The organism is Halomonas cibimaris (assembly GCF_055379665.1).
Genome location: NZ_AP043828.1, coordinates 1524166 through 1538772, shown reverse-complemented (window position 1 = coordinate 1538772; position 14607 = coordinate 1524166). Strand labels below are relative to the sequence as shown.

Annotated in this window: 10 protein-coding genes and 1 tRNA gene; 4 read left to right on the top strand and 7 right to left on the bottom strand. The window is 65.5% G+C overall.

Annotation, left to right across the window (positions count from 1 at the left end; all coding sequences use genetic code 11):
• Nucleotides 1-8: 8 nt before the first annotated feature.
• Nucleotides 9-2870: an insulinase family protein gene (locus ACZ415_RS07125; protein ID WP_344705130.1), complete on the top strand. Its 2862-nt coding sequence runs from the start codon at nucleotides 9-11 to the stop codon at nucleotides 2868-2870.
• 77 nt (nucleotides 2871-2947) lie between these two features.
• On the opposite strand, the gene sbcB is transcribed toward ACZ415_RS07125, so the two are convergent.
• The 4 genes from sbcB to minC all read right to left on the bottom strand — a co-directional run bounded on the left by sbcB (nucleotide 2948) and on the right by minC (nucleotide 6399).
• On the bottom strand, nucleotides 2948-4441 hold the full coding sequence (sbcB, locus tag ACZ415_RS07120) for an exodeoxyribonuclease I (RefSeq protein WP_344705131.1): 1494 nt from the start codon (nucleotides 4439-4441) through the stop codon (nucleotides 2948-2950).
• A 17-nt stretch (nucleotides 4442-4458) separates the two neighbouring features.
• Nucleotides 4459-4710: a cell division topological specificity factor MinE gene (gene minE / locus ACZ415_RS07115; protein ID WP_344705132.1), complete on the bottom strand. Its 252-nt coding sequence runs from the start codon at nucleotides 4708-4710 to the stop codon at nucleotides 4459-4461.
• On the bottom strand, nucleotides 4707-5525 hold the full coding sequence (gene minD / locus ACZ415_RS07110) for a septum site-determining protein MinD (protein ID WP_344705133.1): 819 nt from the start codon (nucleotides 5523-5525) through the stop codon (nucleotides 4707-4709). The genes minE and minD overlap by 4 nt, the downstream gene beginning before the upstream one ends.
• A gap of 106 nt (nucleotides 5526-5631) precedes the next feature.
• The gene (gene minC, locus ACZ415_RS07105; protein WP_344705134.1) at nucleotides 5632-6399 is read right to left on the bottom strand and encodes a septum site-determining protein MinC; all 768 of its coding nucleotides are present in this window, start codon (nucleotides 6397-6399) and stop codon (nucleotides 5632-5634) included.
• Between the two features lie 188 nt (nucleotides 6400-6587).
• Here minC and ACZ415_RS07100 point away from each other — a divergent pair, with 188 nt between their 5' ends.
• Together ACZ415_RS07100 and ACZ415_RS07095 are read left to right on the top strand one after the other, a co-directional pair.
• Nucleotides 6588-9410: a DUF349 domain-containing protein gene (locus ACZ415_RS07100; protein WP_344705135.1), complete on the top strand. Its 2823-nt coding sequence runs from the start codon at nucleotides 6588-6590 to the stop codon at nucleotides 9408-9410.
• 38 nt (nucleotides 9411-9448) lie between these two features.
• Nucleotides 9449-9525: transfer RNA gene (locus tag ACZ415_RS07095), tRNA-Met, on the top strand.
• A 423-nt stretch (nucleotides 9526-9948) separates the two neighbouring features.
• Here ACZ415_RS07095 and ACZ415_RS07090 read toward each other — a convergent pair.
• From ACZ415_RS07090 to ACZ415_RS07080, 3 genes are read right to left on the bottom strand one after another with little or no spacing between them, the layout of a single operon-like run.
• A complete protein-coding gene (locus tag ACZ415_RS07090; protein WP_344705136.1) occupies nucleotides 9949-11148 on the bottom strand; it encodes a vWA domain-containing protein in 1200 nt (399 codons plus the stop codon).
• Entirely contained in the window at nucleotides 11141-12334 is a 1194-nt protein-coding gene (locus ACZ415_RS07085; RefSeq protein ID WP_344705137.1) for an ATP-binding protein, read from the bottom strand. Before ACZ415_RS07085 ends, ACZ415_RS07090 begins: the two co-directional genes overlap by 8 nt.
• A gap of 39 nt (nucleotides 12335-12373) precedes the next feature.
• Nucleotides 12374-14221: a hypothetical protein gene (locus ACZ415_RS07080; protein ID WP_344705138.1), complete on the bottom strand. Its 1848-nt coding sequence runs from the start codon at nucleotides 14219-14221 to the stop codon at nucleotides 12374-12376.
• A gap of 147 nt (nucleotides 14222-14368) precedes the next feature.
• On the opposite strand from ACZ415_RS07080, the gene ACZ415_RS07075 reads away from it, so the two are divergent.
• The gene (locus ACZ415_RS07075) at nucleotides 14369-14605 is read left to right on the top strand and encodes a hypothetical protein (RefSeq protein WP_344705139.1); all 237 of its coding nucleotides are present in this window, start codon (nucleotides 14369-14371) and stop codon (nucleotides 14603-14605) included.
• Nucleotides 14606-14607: the final 2 nt, after the last annotated feature.

Here is a 14607-nt window from a genome sequence, read left to right as displayed (position 1 = left end):
GAGCCCCCATGCTGTCACGCCTACGCCCTTTTTCGCCGCTATCGCGCCGCGCGCCGCTGACGCTGGCCACAGCGCTTGCGCTCGGCATCGCCGGGATGCCCGCTCAAGCCGCGTCAACGGTAGCTGATGATGCACGCATTGCGACCAGCCAAGCGCCGATCACCAGCCCCTTTGACAGCCGCGACTACCGCGTGCTGACCCTGGAAAACGGCCTGACGGCGCTGCTGGTCAGCGACGCCCAGGCCGATAAAGCCGCCGCTTCGATGAACGTTCGCGTCGGCAGCGCCCAGGACCCTGACGACCTGCTGGGCCTGGCCCACCTGCTGGAACACATGCTGTTTCTGGGCACCGAGCCCTACCCCGAGCCGAGCGCCTATCAGGATTACATCACGCGCCACGCCGGTTCACACAACGCCTTTACCGCCGCGCGCGATACCAACTATTTCTTCGACATCGAGCCCTCGGCGCTGCCCGGGGCGCTGGACCGTTTCAGCGCATTTTTTCTCTCGCCGCTGTTCAACGACGGCAAGCTGGAAAGCGAGCGCCGCGTAGTCGACTCCGAATACCAGGCGCGGCGGCGCAGCGAAAGCCGCCGGGAAAACGACGTGCTCAACCAAGTGCTCAACCCCGATCACCCCGGCACGCGCTTTTCAGTGGGCAGCCTTGAAACCCTTGCCGACCGCCCGGCGGATGCGCCGTCGCTGCGCCAGCGGGTCATCGATTTTTATCACGCCCGCTACGGGGCCAACGTCATGCAGCTGGCGGTTGTGGCCCCCCAGCCGCTTGATCAGCTGGAGAAGATGGTTACCGAACGCTTCGCCGCAGTGCCTGACCGTCGCCTTGAACCCCCCACCGTTGATGCCCCGCTGGTGACAGACGACGCGCTGCCCGTCTACCTGGAGCGCCAGACACTCAAGGACAGCCGCCAGGTGCGCTTTTTGTTTCCGGTGCCCGACCCCCAGGAAGACTACGCCCACAAGCCCACCCAGCTGCTGGCCCATCTGCTGGGCGATGAAAGCGAAGGCAGCGTGCTGGCGGTACTGCGCGATGCCGGCCTTGCCGAAGGCCTTTCGGCAGGCGTTGGCCGCCGCGACGGCGAACACGCGCTGCTAAGCGTCAGCGTCCGCCTGACCCCCGCCGGCGCCGAGCGGCTCGACGACATCCAGGCCACGCTGTTTGCCGCCGTTGACAACATCGCCGCCAACGGGCTGGAGGCGTGGCGCTATGACGAACAGGCCGCGCTCAAACAGCAGGCGTTTCGCTTTCAGCAGCACGGCGCGCCCCAACACGAAGCCACCGAGCTTGCCATGCGCCTGTCGCGCTATCCGGTCAAAGACGTGCAGTACGCCCCCTACCGCATGGACGGCTTTGACCTTGAACGCACCCGCGCCTATCTCGCGGCCTTGACGCCGGACAACATGATTCGCGTGTATTCCGGCCCCGAGGTCACAAGCGAGCGCGTCTCGCCCTGGTTTGATACCCAGTGGCAGCAAACCGCGCCCGACAACGCCGGCGGCACCGCTCTGCAGGGCCTGTCGCTGCCCGGGCCCAACCCCTTTATTGCCGATGACCTGACCCTGCAGGACGGCCAGGACGACAAGCCAACCATGCTGATCGACGACGCTCACTTCGCCGCCTGGCACATGGCCGTGGACCGCTTTGATACGCCCAAGGTGGAGTGGCGAGTCAGCCTGCAGCATCCCAGCGTGCGCCGCTCGGCCGAAGAAGCCGTGCTGGATCGCATGCTCGCCGGCTGGCTCAACGACAGCCTCAACGAGGCGCTGTACCCCGCGCGGCTGGCCGGCCAATCGTTTAACGCCTACGCCCACGCCCGGGGCATGACGCTGGCCTTCTCCGGCTGGCGCGACGGCCAGGCACCGCTGATCGAACGGGTAATCACACAGCTGCAAAGCGGCGACATTCATCCGGGCAGCTTTAAGCGCGTACAGCGCCGGCTGCAGCGCCAGTGGCGCAATGCGCCGGATGCCTCGCTGATCGGCCAGGCACGGCGCACGCTGGATCAAGCGCTGCTCACGCCGCGCTGGTCCAGCCAAGAGCTGCTGGCCGCCAGCCAGCGCCTTGAGCGCCACCACCTGGAAGATTTCCGCCGGCGCTTTGTTGACCGGCTCTACGTCGACGCCATGGCCGTGGGCAATGTGACCGCCGAGCAGGCCACCGCGCAGGCCCGGTCCGTCAAGCAAACCCTGCGCCCGCGGCTGACCCGGGACGCCATTCCCAGCCTTGAGCCGCTCGCCGTCAGCGCCGAGCCTGCCGTGCTGCGCCCGGACAGCACCCGGGATGAATCGCTGGTGCTGCGCTATCTGCAGGGCAGCGATGACACCCCGCGCCAGCAGGCCGCCGTCAGCGTGCTGGCCCAGTGGCTGCAAACGCCGTTTTACCAGCAGCTGCGCACCGAAGAGCAGCTGGGCTATATCGTCAACGCCGGCTACTACCCGCTGCTGGACGCCCCGGGCCTGGCGCTGGTGGTGCAGTCTCCCAACACCGACAGCGCCGCTGTGGCCGCGCGTATTGATGCCTTTATGGTCGCCACCGAAGCGCGCCTTGACGCGCTGGACGAGGCCACGCTTGCGCCCTACCGTCAGGCGGTACACAGCCGGCTCACCGAGCGCGCCACCGGCCTTGGCCGGCTTACCGGCCGCTACTGGCAGGCCACCGCCCGGGAAGATGTGCGCTTTGATCGTCGCCTGCGCCAGGCACAAAAAGCGCTGAACGTAAGCCCCGATGCGCTGCGCGAGCTGTGGTCAACGCTGAAAAAGCGCTCGCTGGATCTGCGCTTTGACCCGGGCGACAAGCCCAGCGACGTGGGCGCCTATCGCAGCGGGCTGAGCGCGTTTACAGCCGAGAACTAGCCTTGCACTCCTGTAGAAACGCCAAAGGCCGCTACCCGAAGGTAGCGGCCTTTTTTATCACCATGGACGGCCGATTTTTATCCGTCAAACGCCTGGGCGGGGAGCATGGCTTCCACGTACATCACCAGCTCTTCGAGTATCCGGCGCGAATGGTCGTCCAGCGACTGCTGATTGTACTGTTCAATCTCGCGGGCGAAGTCCTTGAGGGTGAACCCCGATAGGGCCGGATTGTTCAGCCGCTCCCAGCGAAACGCCTCCCACCGGGCCCGCTCTTCGCCTTCCAGGGTTTCCGGATAGCTGCGCGCCCGGTAGCGAAACAGCATCTCCTCAAGCCTTGGGTCCTGAAAGGCAAAGCGCTGGCCCACCAGGTCCCAGGCCGGCGTCCGGCGCACCTGCTCCATCTGCTGGCGATCGGCGCGGGAGAAAAAGCCGCCGGCGTATAGCATCAAATCCGGATCGGCCACCTCTTCCCGGGGCGGGGCGGCAAACACCTCGGCGGCCTTGGCCGCGATGCCCGGTGTTGCATGCAGCGCTTTCCAGTGGGTGCGGCAGGCCGGCAGATCAATTCCCAGCCGTGCCACCAGGTCACCGTATTCGCCCCGGTGCGGGCCATCCACGTCCTTGAGAAAGCTGGCCGGGAACAGCACCGGGCAGCGGTTGATGTGAATGACCTTGAGCGGGATGCGCGCCTCGCCCTCGCTCAAGTCGGCCTGGCTGACAAACACCCGCTCGCGGACCTGCTCGGCGGAAAGCGCCAGCAGGTCATCCGGCGCTACGCTCAGATCGTACACGATCACCCCGTTGGGGTTGGTCGGGTGCTCGGCCAGCGGCATGACCAGCGCACTGCAGGCCCGGCTGGCCGGGTAGCGCCGGGAAATATGCAGCATCGGCTTGGCCTCGGGCAGGTTTAACTGCCGGGCCACGGCGCGCTTGCCGCGCCTTTTTAGCAGGTAGTCAAAAAGTCCGGCGTTTTTTTCACGCAGTAGCCGCGCCAGGGCGATGGTGGCGCGCACGTCGGCCAAAGCGTCGTGGGCGCCGGCGTGCTCAATGCCGTTGGCCGCGGTCAGGTCTTCGAGCTTGAAGCTGGGCGCGCCGTCGTCGCGCAGCGGCCATTCAATGCCCGCCGGGCGCAGCGCGTAGAACGCGCGAACCACATCGATTAAATCCCAGCGCGAATTGCCGTTTTGCCATTCCCGAGCGTACGGGTCGATCAGGTTACGATAAAAAAGCTGGCGTGTGACTTCGTCGTCGAAGCGCAGGCTGTTGTAGCCCACCACGCAGGTGCCGGGCTCGCTCATGCAGTCAAGCACCCGGCCGGCAAACTCGGCTTCCGGCAGGCCCCGGCGCTGCGCCTTTTGCGGCGTAATGCCGGTGATCAGACAGGCCATCGGGTGGGGCAGGTCGTCGTCGGCGGGCTTGCAGTACAGCGTGACCGGCTCGCCGATTTCGTTGAGCGCGGCATCCGTGCGTATGGCCGCAAACTGGGCCGGCCGATCCCGGCGCGTATCGGCACCGAAAGTCTCATAGTCGTGCCAGAGAAAGCTGGCCGGTGCGGCGTTGGGTGGCGCCATGGAAAAGCGGTCTCCTCTCAGGTTTTCGGCAAAGTCACGTTAAGCTCCAGCACCGAACAGTTATCTTCGCTGTCCATGGATATCTGCACGGCATCGTCGTCGATATCCACATAGCGGCGAATCACCTCAACCAGCTCGCGCTCCAGCGTGGGCATGTAGTCGGGCTGGCCGCGCTGGCTGCGCTGATGCGCCACGATAATCTGCAAACGCTCCTTGGCAACCGGCGCTGACTTTTTACGCTCGCGCTTTAAAAACTCCAGAAGTTTCACCGGCGACCTCCTCCGAACATGCGGGTTAACAGGCCTTTTTTCTGGGCTTGATGAAAGCGTAACGGTATGTCTTCACCGATAAGGCGCGATACGGTGTCAGCGTAGGCCTGACCGGCATCGCTTGCCTCATCGTGGGTGACCGGCACGCCCTGGTTCGACGCGCGCAGCACCGCCTCGGATTCGGGAATCAGCCCCAGCAGATCGATCGCCAGTATCTCGCGAATGTCGTCCAGGGTCAGCATATCACCGCTGGTCACCCGGTCCGGGTTATAGCGGCTGATCAGCAAATGCTCCTTGACCGGATCCTCGCCTTTTTCGGCGCGCTGCGTCTTGGCTGCCAGAAGCCCCAGAATACGGTCGGAGTCGCGCACCGACGAGACCTCGGGGTTGGTCACCACAATCGCCTCGTCGGCATAGTACATCGCCAGCTGCGCACCGCTTTCGATGCCCGCCGGCGAATCGCAGATGACAAAATCAAAGTCTTCCTTGAGCTTTTCCAGCACCTCGGCGATGCCTTCCTGGGTCAGCGCGTCTTTGTCTCGGGTTTGCGAAGCCGGCAGGATAAACAAATTCTCCACGCGCTTGTCGCGGATCAGCGCCTGATTCAGCCCCGCCTCGCCTTGAATGACGTTGACCAGGTCATAGACCACGCGCCGCTCACAGCCCATGACCAGATCCAGGTTGCGCAGCCCCACGTCAAAGTCGATGACCACGGTTTTTTTGCCGCGCAGGGCAAGCCCGGTGGAAATAGCCGCTGCAGTGGTGGTTTTGCCAACCCCTCCCTTGCCTGACGTTACTACAATAATTTTGGCCAAGGTTACGTTCCTTTCGGTAGCGCCAATCGCATCTGCAAGTGGCAATAGAGTCCGCCGCGCACGGGGCGCGGCAAGTGGCGCACGGCTCTGCTGTGCCCGGGCCTGCCTATGCGAGAGGCTTGATCTCAAGTTGCTGATGATGAAAACGCACCTCTGCAGGTGCGTTCAGAAGGCGCGAGTCGATATCTTCCAGGCGTTTGTAGTTGCCGGCCACGGACAGCAGTTCGGCTTTGAGTTCGCGACAAAAAATCGCCGCTTCCCAATCACCGTGGATGCCCGCCAGCGCTCGCCCGCGCAGCGCGCCGTACACGTGAATATTGCCGGCGGCCAGCACCTCTGCCCCGGCATTGACCGCCCCTACCACGACCAGGTCGCCGTCGGCGGCGCTCACCTGCTGGCCGGAGCGCACCGTGCCGCGATACAGGCGGGCGCCCACGACCGCTGCGGCCTCGGGCGGGGCCTGCTCTGCCGGGGCCGCCTCGGGCGGGGCCGTCTTTGAACGCGCTTGCGGCGCTTTTTCCACGCTTGTCAGGCGCCGAGCAAGCGGCTCTTCTGCCGGCGCAAACCAGCCCAGCCCCAGCGCCCAGGCCGACTGGCGCACCGGATCTGTACCGCCACGCACGGCAACCGGCAGCAGTTTGTGATCGCGACAGGCCGCGCAGATGCGCTCCAGCGACAGGTGCGGCGCATCGAGCTTTTCCACACTCAGCACGACCGGTGTATGCTGAAAGAACGCCGGCGACTGGGTACGCTTGCTTTGCAGCTGCTGGCGAATGCGCTCCGGATCGGCACACCCCAGCTCCATTACAGTCATGGGCAGCATGCCGCCTTTAAACGTAAAGGCCTCTTCGGCATCATCCACATTGAGGCTCATGGCCGAAACTCCATGTCTGGATCGGTAAGATAGGCTGGCGCACCGGTGTGCGCCGAGCAGCAGGATAACACTCCCCGCAACGCCGACCATGCTTTTGCCAAAGCTAAGCGACAGCGTGGGCAACTGCAACCACCAACGGCCGATCGCCCTTTTTTTTCACGTTCGGCCCTTTTTATGCAGGATAAGACATGCAAGGACTGTTACGTCGCCTGTTCGCTCCCCGCTGGCAGCACGCGCGTGCCGACGTTCGCCGCCGGGCGCTTGAGCAGCTCGACCCCGCCCGGCCCGAGGATCGCCGCGGGCTGCAGGCGCTGGCCCAGGACCGCCAGGCCGATATTCGCCTCGCCGCCCTGTGCCTGCTCGATGATCTGGCAGGGCTGGCGCACGCCTTCAACGAGCAGCCCCAGGACAGCCGCTGGCGAGAGGCGCTGATCGCGCGGCTGAGCGGCCGCGACGGCCACAGCGCGCTGCCCGTGCGCCAGCGCCTGCTCGCAACGCTTGACGATGCCGAGCTGCTGCGCCGCGTCGCCTTTGAAGGGGACAATCTTGATCTGCGCCTGGCGGCCCTGGCCCGCCTGGACGACGAAAACGACCTGATCGAGCAGGCCTGCCACAACCGCATCGCCGCTGTGCGCCACCGGGCAGCGCAGCGCGTGACCAGCGAGGCGGGACTCAAGCGGCTGAGCAAAGAATCGCGCCGTGACCGGCACGTCGCCCGGCAGGCACGCGAGCACCTTAGTCGCCTGAAAGCCGATGCTCAATGGGTTCACAGCCAACAGCAGCGCCGCCACACCCTGCTGGAACAGCTGGAGCGTCTTGCCCGTTCGGTGTGGGAGCCGTCTTATCCGGCGCGCCTGCACCATTTGCAAAACGAGTGGGAAGCCCTTGGCCACCCGCCGGATAGCGACCTTGAGGCGCGCTACCAGCATGCCGTCACCCGCTGCGAAAAAACGCTGCACGATCACACCGCCGCCGAACATGCCCGTGAACGCCACCGCCTTCACCGCCTGGCAGCGGAAGACGAGCGCCAGACGCTGCTCGAAACGTTTGAAAACGGCCTGGCCGAGCTCGGCACCGGCCGAGCCCCCAGCGCCCAGGACATCGCCAGCCTGCGCGCCGGGCGCCAGCTGGCCGGCCAGCAGTGGCAGGCGCTTTCCGATACGCACCCGCCTGAAGAGGCCACCCGCCAGCGCTACGCGCAGGCCATGCAGCGCTACGAACGCTACACTGCCGCCTGGCAGCGCTATCTTGACGCCGCCGAGGCGCTGCAGGCCGCCCTTGCCAGCGCCGACACCCGCGCCCTCGCCGAGCAGATCGAGGCCTGCCGGTGGCCCGACGAGCTGGCGCTACCGCCTTTGCTCGATCAGGCGCAACGCCGGCTGCAAAGCCGGGAAGCGCCGCCGGCCGATACCGCCCCGGACCCGGACGGCCTGCACCAAGCGCTCGATACGCTGGAGCAGCACCTGGAACGCGGCGAGTTCCGCGCGGCCAGCCGCCTGCACCAGCAGCTAAAACCTCAGCTTTCCCAGCCGCACAGCCCCGACGCCCACACGCTCAAGGCACGCTTTAAGCGCCTTGGCGCGCAGCTTGCCGAACTGCGCGACTGGCGCGGCTTTGTTGCCGGCCCCAAGCGTGAGCAGCTGTGCGCCGGCATCGAAACTCTGGCCGAAGACACCGAGCTTAGCGACACCGCGCTGGACCGCCGCCACCGCCAGCTGGTCAAGGAATGGAAAGCGCTGGGAGACGCCGCTGCCACCCGGGAGCTTGCGCGTCGTTTTCGCACCGCCTCGGACCGCATTCACCGGCGGCTGGCACCCTGGCGCGAAAGCCGTCAACAGCTGCGCCGCGCCAACCTGGCGGCCCGCGAAGCCCTGTGCGAACAGCTGGAAATGCTGTTGGAACAGCCCGCCGACGATGCCGACCCCGACGCCCTGCGCCAGATTCGCGACCGTTCGCGCCAGCAATGGCAGCACTACTCGCCGGTGCCTCGCCAGCAGGCCGAAGCCGTAGGACGCCGCTTTGGCCGCGCCCGCCACCGCTTGCAGGCCTTGATTGATCAGCGCGCCCAGGACATCGCCGCACAGAAGCGAACGCTGGTTACCCAGGCCCAGGCGCTGGAACAAGGCCGCGAGCCGCTTGACCGGCGCATCGCCCAGGCCAAAAAGCTACAGCAGCAGTGGCGCCGGCTGGGCCGCGCGCCCAAAGGCGAAGAAAAAGCCCTGTGGCGCGCCTTTCGCCAAGCCAGCGAACGCCTTTTTGCCGCGCGCGAGGCGCAGCAAAGCGAACGCGCCGAACGCCAGCAGCAACGCCTTGACGCCATGCAGGCACTGCTTGAACGCATGGACGCCTGGCAGCCGCAAAGCGCCGCGGACGCATCGACGCTGGACGACTTTGTGCAGCAGGCAGAAAGCCTTGAACCTCTGCCCCGGGGCCGGCGCAGCCAAGGCATGCGCAAACGCCTCAACGGCATTGTGCGCGCCCGGCGCGAGCGGCTTGACCAGCTGGCAGCCGATACCGTGATATCGCACTGGCAGCAAAGCCTTGCGCTGCTCAACGCCCATCTGGACGCCGATCAGGCCATGCTGGACGGCGCACCCGCCGCAGACGTGGACGCACAGCAAGTCCTTGACGCACCGCTGCAGGCGCCGTTCATTGATGCCCATCATCAGCGTAACGCCAGCCGCCGCCGGGCCGACGCGCTCGACGCGGCCACCCAAAGCGGCCAGCGCCTCGCCCGTCTGCGCGTGCACCTGTCACTGCTGGCCACCGGCCAGGTACGCCAAAGCGACGAGCCGCTGCGCCTGGCCATACAGGTAGAGCGGCTGAAGCGCGGCCTCGGCCAGACGCGCAGCACCGCCGACGAACTGCGCGACATCCTCGCTGAGCTGCTCGCGCTGGGCCCCATGCCGCGGGCAACCTGGAACGCAAGCGTGGGCGATCTTGACGCGCTGGTACGCCAGATTTCCGGCGGGCAGGGCAACGAGCCGGCCAGCGCCCACAAAAAGGTTTGACACTGGCGAAAAAATTGGTAGTATACGCCCCACGTTGATGCGGGGTGGAGCAGTCTGGTAGCTCGTCGGGCTCATAACCCGAAGGTCATCGGTTCAAATCCGGTCCCCGCTACCAATATTTCGAGAGGCAGATCAGTAACTTACTGGTCTGCCTTTTTTGTTGTCTGCCTGTCTAAATTCTTCTGTGACACCGGTGTGACAGCCCATACCCATTTTGCTTGGCAAAGGCGTCACATGCTGTTCAGGATGGCGTTTGGCTACTGCACATGCCTTTTGTCGACACAGGCTACCATCATGCGAGGAGACCGGCCGACTGTCCCTGGCTTTTTTCTATCAAGGGTTATGCTGCCGCGAACAAACAGCTCGCATAAGGCGATATCAGTAAGGCTGATCCTGCCCCACAATGTAGCGCCGTGAAGTCTGTGATCATTGGGATCGCCGCGCTGGAGCGTGCCGTAAACAGCCACGCAGGGGCACTGCATGATGTCGCGCTGCAGATGATCCATCTCGGGCATTCCTAAGTTAGCATACCGGCATATCAATCAACGCAAGATTCAGCGAGGCCGACCATACCGCCCCATGCTGTAGGCTTTTGCCCTGTTTGGGTCAAACACCACAGCACCGGATAGCCGGGGGCGTTTTGCGGCACGTCTATATGGCCGTCGGTAAAGGCCACCAGCACGTCCGGCGGCGTGGCTTCCAGCGCGGTAAACACCGGGCGGATATCGCTGCCGCCGCCGCCGTGGCATTCCCACTGGTTCAGCCGGTACAGCTCGCTTTCATCCAGCGTGGTGCGCCGGGCCACCCGAGTGTCGAACTCCAGCACGTCAAGCTGTACGCGGTCGCAGGCGCCTAGAATCCCCGCCAGCTCGCTTAAAAAGTGTGGCAAATCGCGCTGGCAGCTGCCGCTGGTGTCCAGCGCAACCGCAAGCGAGAGCGTTTGGCTGCGCAGGCTGGGCAGGTACAGGCCCTGGTATACGTGCCGGCGCGACGGCGGTAGCCACCGGCGATTGCCGCCCAGCGTATTTTGTATAAACGCGGCCAGCACCTGCTGCCAGGGCACTTCCGGCCGGCGCAGGCCCTCCACCAGGGTGCGAATATGGGCCGGCAGGCTGCCTTTTCCGTCCTGGCGCTCTACCTGCTGGGCGGTGGCCACCAGCCGCTGCTGCCAGCGCCGAGCGTTATCAGCACTCACCGGGCGCGGGGTAAAATCGGGGTCGTTGACCTCGCCCTCGTTGCCCAGCAACCCGCCAACATCGTGCACGTCCAGCGTTTGACCGCGGAGCGGCCGCGAGCCTGTGCTCAGCCGCGCATAGATCTGCTCGGCGGATTGGCCAGCAAAGCCGGCGTGATACAGCGCATCGTCCGGGCAGTGGCCCAGCAGGCTGCTAAGCAGCGCGTTGATTTCGTAGTCGCAGGCGTGGTTCCAGCGCTCGGCCTCGCGGCCAAGCTCGCGCCGGTGATGCCCCAGCGCGCAGTGCCAGACTTCGTGCGCCAGCACAAAGCGCCGGTCGGCGTCGCTGCGCGCGGCCATAAACGCGGCGTTGACGAATACCGCCTCGCCGTCGGTGCCCGCAGTGGGCAGGCGGTCGTCGACCACCGCGATCAGGTTCAGCTGCATCATCAGCCGCGCGGTAAACGGCTGGCGCGTCATCAGCCAGGCGCGATCCTTTTCGCAGGTCTGCTGCACGCGGCACTTTAGCTGCTGCTCGTCGGCGTTGGGCGCGCGCTTAGCCATTCAGCCCGTCCTCCTGCGCCTGTGCTTCTTGATGCTCGGGCGACGTGGCGTCCTCGCCGACGGCCCCCATCCGGGCGCTGAAGTGCTGATAGAACACCTCGCCGTGCTGCTCGCTCCAGGCGGTAAAGTCCGGGTGGCTCAAAAGCGCCAGCGTCCGCCGCTGGGTGGCGGCTTCGTCCGGCCCCTGCAGCGCATCCAGCAGGCAGAGCGTGGCAAAGTCGGCGGTAAGCTCGCGGCTGATGGCAAAAAAGCGCCCCAGCCGCTTTTGCGTCGCGGCACTGTCCGTTACCACGTCATCCACGCCTTGCCATAGCGTATGGGCCAGCCCCGCGCAGAAGGCGTAGCGCTGGTCGGCGCGCTCGGGGATAACAATGGGCGCCTGACCTGCGAGCATGGCCGGAATATCCGGCAGCTTTTGCGCCCACTGGCGAAACGCCAGAAACTCGGTGCCGGCGCCCTCGCCGACCAGCCCGTGAACGGTAAGCGCCTGTACCTCGTCGGGCAGCTGCGAGCCGTAAGTCAGCGACTGGGCCACCCGCGCCCAGCTGCGCGGGCTGGGCCAGCCCTGTTCGACCGCGCCTTCCATGTCGAAAAAGCACTCGGGGCGAAAGCGCAAAAAGGCAATCACGTCCGGGTGCAGCCCCTGGCCGCGTGCCCAGCGCACCCATACGTCCAGATCCGGCGCCAGGTTAAGATGGCAAAAGCGGTTGGCCAGCGCGCTGGAAAACGTCTGCGCCACGGCGCGGTCGGTCTGGCGGTTGCCCGCCGCCACCACCAGCCAGCCCGGCGGCAGGCGGTACAGATCTCCCAGCCGGCGATCCAGAATCAGCTCGTAGGCGGCCACCTGCAGGCTGCGATCGGCGGCGGTCAGCTCGTCAAACAGCAGTATGCCGCGGCTCTTTGGGTCCCGGGGCCATTCGCCGGCCAGCAGCCAGTCCACCACGCCGCGCTCGCGGTCCGGCACCGGCAGGCCGCGCAGATCCACCGGCTCACGCTGGGCCAAGCGAATGTCGATAAAGCCGACGCCTTCGCCCTCGGCGACCTCCCGCACAATCGCGCTCTTGCCCACCCCGGGCGCGCCCCAGAGCATCACCGGCGGCAGTTCGGCGGCAAGCTCGGGATGTTCGTGAAGCTGGCGCAGCTGGTGGGTCAAAAGCGTCTGGGCGTTATCCGGCGTGGCGTACATGGGCAGTTCTCCTGACAGGCATTGCGGTTAGCGGTTGGCTCAAGCGTGGGAGGCGTGTTCCGCGGGCGGCGGCATCAGCGCCAGCTGCACCAGCGTCTGGCGGACTCCCTGAATTCGTTTGACCGTCTCCGGGTTCACCCGCCGAGAGAAGAACAGGGGCAGCACCAGCTCCCCATCTTCTTCCGTCAGGTAGCGCTGTAGCCACGCGTCCGGCTGACGGGAAAGCGTCATCAGCAGCGCACGGGTTTGCCCCGGTGCCAGGCGCAGCAGCTGCCCGGCGCGCTGGGCCAAATCCTCACCTGTGGTCATTTCCAGCGTGGCGCAAAGCACGGCCTGACGCTGGGCCGCGCTGATATCCGGCACGTTCAGCAGCCGCGGCAGATAGCCGGCGATGCCGTCATGCTCACGCTTCAGATTGACCTCCGGCCAAGTGTCCTTGCCGTATAGCTTTGTCAGTATCTCAAGCGCCAGCCCGGCAATCGCCGGTCGCGCCGCTTCAGCGGTGGCCAGGCGCAGCACCTGCACCAGTTTCTCCTGATCCAAATAGCCCTTTTTGGCGTACACCGCTTTGCGCAGGGTGACGCCGTAGCGGCGGGCATCCTCGCTGTGGGGCACGCATAGCGCCCACAGCTGCAGATCGTCACGCTGGCCTTCATCCTGCCGGTCGTCGGGGAGTTTCCAGTGCCAACGGGCATCGGCGTGCTGGTAGTGCGCTAATGACAGCGCCGGCTGGCGACGCTTGCGCGAGCTGCGGCACTGGCGGGCGCTCAGGGTGCGGCGGCACTCCCAGAGGCGCGCCGGGTCAACGCCCTTTTCGGCCAGCCGACGCAGCGAGGTTAAGCTGTGAAACACCGCGTGGGGCGTTTCGCTGCGGGCCATGACTTCCAGCAGCCCCTCCAGCAGATCCTCTTCGCCGTCTTCCACACGGGTCAGGGTTTGGCTGAGCGTGGCCTCGTCGATGACAAAGCGCGCGCGGTCCAGCAGCGGCGCCGGCACGCTGCCGTAGCAGTCCACCTCCTGATCATCCGGCAGCGACACCTCTTCAAGATCGCGGCAGTGATACAGCGACAGCCGCTGTGCCTGCTCAAGCGTCAATCGCGCAAGTGCCGGCGCATGCAGCTGCACGCTGCCCCAGCGTCCGGCAAGCGCAAGCACCGGCGTGTTGCCATGCAGTACCAGCCGGCCGCCGGCATTTTCATGTTCGTCTTCTGCCGCTTGCGCCGTCTCGGCGGGAACCGCCCCGGCCTGTGCCAGCATTCCGGCGCGGCGCACCTCTACCGTACCGTGGCCATTCAGCACCAGCGCTTCCAGCCGGGTGGCGTTGTCCAGCCGCACCCGAGGGGAGCCTTCCACCGTGCACTGCGTCACTCGCTCGGCATGGGCGATCAGCCACTCCGTTTGACCTGAAAGCGTCAGCCCACCGGGCAGCACGGCCGGGTTCATAACGACGGCCAAGTCACCTTCAGCCTCCGCGCCGGGCGCCAGATCATCAGGCAGCGCGTCCTGCCCCAGCAGCCGCACGCCGCGCCAAACGCCAGCGTCTTTGCCGGCACGCACGCTGAACGTGCCGGCCTGCCAATCGGCGTCAATCTCGGTCACGGCGCCGTGAATCACAAGCGTCGGCGGCAGCGTTAACGCAAACAGATGCACCACAGCGCCTTCGCCCCCGGCCGGCAGGTAGACGCGGCGCAGTAACGGCAGCTCGCTGAGCTGCAAATGCAGGCAAGCATCGGCAGAGCAGCCGCTGAGGTCAATCGCCTCCAGCTGCCGGTCACCGTGTATGTCCAGCGCCCGCAGATGCGGATTATCAAGCATCAGCCGTCGCCCGCCGTCGGCATTGCCGACCGCGCCAACCAGTGCTGCCCCACCGCTGCTGTCCAGAGTCAAAGTGTCTATACCGCCTCCCGTTACTGATACCCTTTCCACTTGGGTTGCCTCAAGCGCTTACCCAGTCAGTGTATCGAACGCGTGCGACATAATGCGTCGCATAGAGGGGTAGCACGACAGGTAAAAGCAACAATAAAGGCCCGCTGAATGCGCAACGAAAACGCTCGACTCATCCCCTTTTACCAGGGGCAAGGCAGCCAGCGTCGCTCGGTTAACGTCATGCTTGAGTTTTTGGGCCTGACTCGCGGGGAAGACAACGCGATCACTCAGCCGACGTTAGCAACGGCGCTACAACAGGCGGTAATAAGGCTGGGCACCCGTTACGGCTGCGTATCGGCCGAGTCGGTGGCGTATTGGCATGGGCTAATGCAAATTAGCTTTTGACC

What these genes read in the sequence shown, in the direction of transcription:
- ACZ415_RS07125 (WP_344705130.1), top strand. Translation starts at nt 9, where the DNA reads ATGCTGTCACGCCTACGCCCTTTTTCGCCGCTATCGCGCCGCGCGCCG.
- sbcB (WP_344705131.1), bottom strand. Translation starts at nt 4,441, where the DNA reads ATGGCGCCACCCAACGCCGCACCGGCCAGCTTTCTCTGGCACGACTAT.
- minC (WP_344705134.1), bottom strand. Translation starts at nt 6,399, where the DNA reads ATGAGCCTCAATGTGGATGATGCCGAAGAGGCCTTTACGTTTAAAGGC.
- ACZ415_RS07100 (WP_344705135.1), top strand. Translation starts at nt 6,588, where the DNA reads ATGCAAGGACTGTTACGTCGCCTGTTCGCTCCCCGCTGGCAGCACGCG.
- ACZ415_RS07090 (WP_344705136.1), bottom strand. Translation starts at nt 11,148, where the DNA reads ATGGCTAAGCGCGCGCCCAACGCCGACGAGCAGCAGCTAAAGTGCCGC.
- ACZ415_RS07085 (WP_344705137.1), bottom strand. Translation starts at nt 12,334, where the DNA reads ATGTACGCCACGCCGGATAACGCCCAGACGCTTTTGACCCACCAGCTG.
- ACZ415_RS07075 (WP_344705139.1), top strand. Translation starts at nt 14,369, where the DNA reads ATGCGCAACGAAAACGCTCGACTCATCCCCTTTTACCAGGGGCAAGGC.